The sequence below is a fragment of the Roseovarius halophilus (ex Wu et al. 2025) genome (assembly GCF_047086965.1).
The window spans coordinates 1-1,665 of record NZ_JBKOTX010000443.1 but is presented as its reverse complement, the minus strand read 5'-3'; the positions used below and the strand labels follow the sequence as shown (position 1 = coordinate 1,665).

Here is a 1,665-nt window from a genome sequence, read left to right as displayed (position 1 = left end):
CGTCGCCGCGCATATATCCATGTGCGATCATTGTCGCGCCCGGCTGGGCGCCTTCGACACTGTCGGGGGGACGATGATAGAGGATTGCGGGGCCGCTGACCGGCGCCCCGCCGCCCGCACCGCGTGGACGGGGCCGACGCCTCCGGCGGGGGTATTTCACCCGAGAAGAAACGGCCGTCACCGCCCCGGCGGCGGCGCGGCCCCGGGGACGGTATCGCGTGCGGACCAGCCCCAGAACCGCCCCAGCATCAGGACGGCCGCGCAAGCAAGCCCCACGGCGAGACCCAGCCAGACCCCGACGCCGCCCAGCCCGAGGGTGAAGCCCAGCACGTAGCTGGCCGGCACGCCGATGCCCCAGTAGCTGAGCGCCGCGATGAGCATCGGCACGCGGGTATCCTGCACGCCGCGCAGAAGCCCCAGCGCCATGACCTGGCCGGCATCGACAAGCTGGAACAGCGCGGCCGCGGCCAGCAGGCCCGTCCCGATGGCGATGACCCCCGCCCTGTCGGGTTCGGCCGGGTTGAGGAAGAGGCCGATCAGCCATTCCGGCACGGCGAGGAACAGCACCACGGTGAGCGCCGCCGCGAGCCCCGAGAGCACCAGCGCGGCACGGGCCCCCGCGCGCAGCGCCGGCATGTCGCGCCGCCCGTGGGCCTGGCCCGCGCGCACCGTGGCGGCATTGCTGAGGCCGAGATGCACCATGAACGTGATCGAGGAGATCTGCATGGCGATGCCATGGGCGGCGAGCGGCAGCGTGCCCAGCCAGCCCATCATCGTGGTCGAGGCGGCAAAGAGCCCCACCTCGGCGAGGTTGGTCAGCCCGATGGGCCAGCCGAGACGGAAGACGCGGCCGAATGCCTCGGGGTCGGGGCGCCAGAAATTCCCGAACAGCCCATGCTCGGGCGTGGCGCGCGCGGTGTAGAGCGCGAGCACCGCGAAGGACGCGGTGTTGACGATCAGCGAAGCGATGGCCGCGCCGCGCACGCCAAGTTCGGGGAAGCCGAGGGTGCCGAAGATGAGCAGGGCGTTGACGGCCACGTTGAGCCCCACCGCCCCCACCGTGACCCAGAGCACGACCTGCGTGCGCTCGAGCGCGGCGAGGTAGGATTTCAGCACCATCACCAGCAATGCCGGGAAAAGCCCCCAGCCCATCACCCGCAGGTACTCGGCCGCCAGCGCGGAGGTGTCCGGTTCCTGTCCCAGCGCGCGAAAGAGCGGCCCGGACCAGATCACGAGCGGCATCACCAGCACCGCGAAGAGTACCGACGCCCAGCCCCCCATGCGCGTGACGCGGCGCACCTGGGCCGGCTCGCCCGAGGCGACGGCGGCGGCCACCATGGGCATCACCGCCCATGCGAAGCCCGAGCCCATGATGAAGAGCACGAAGAAGAGCGTGCCGCCCAGCACCTCGGCCGCGAGCGCCTCGACCCCGTACCAGCCCAGCATGACCGCATCGCTGAGATTGATGGCGAACTGGGCCACGTGGCTGCCGATGAGCGGCAGGCCGAGCCCGAGCATCGCGCGGGCGTGGTGACGGAATGTGTGCCGGGCTGTCATGCGCTGCCCTTAGGGCCGGCCGGGCCGCATGGCAAGGGGCGCCGGTCAGAGCGCGCCGCGGAGCAGCTGGAGCGCGACCGCCGCGATCATGCCGCCGGCGGCGGCTTC

General features: G+C 72.0%; 1 protein-coding gene. It reads right to left on the bottom strand.

Annotated elements, in window-relative coordinates; translation table 11 throughout:
* Nucleotides 1-177 precede the first annotated feature (177 nt).
* A complete protein-coding gene (locus ACH107_RS32655) occupies nt 178-1,557 on the bottom strand; it encodes an MATE family efflux transporter (protein WP_412509752.1) in 1,380 nt (459 codons plus the stop codon).
* Between the last annotated feature and the right edge of the window lie 108 nt (nt 1,558-1,665).

Coding starts and splice junctions, on each gene's coding strand:
- ACH107_RS32655 (WP_412509752.1), bottom strand. CDS start 1,557: ATGACAGCCCGGCACACATTCCGTCACCACGCCCGCGCGATGCTCGGG.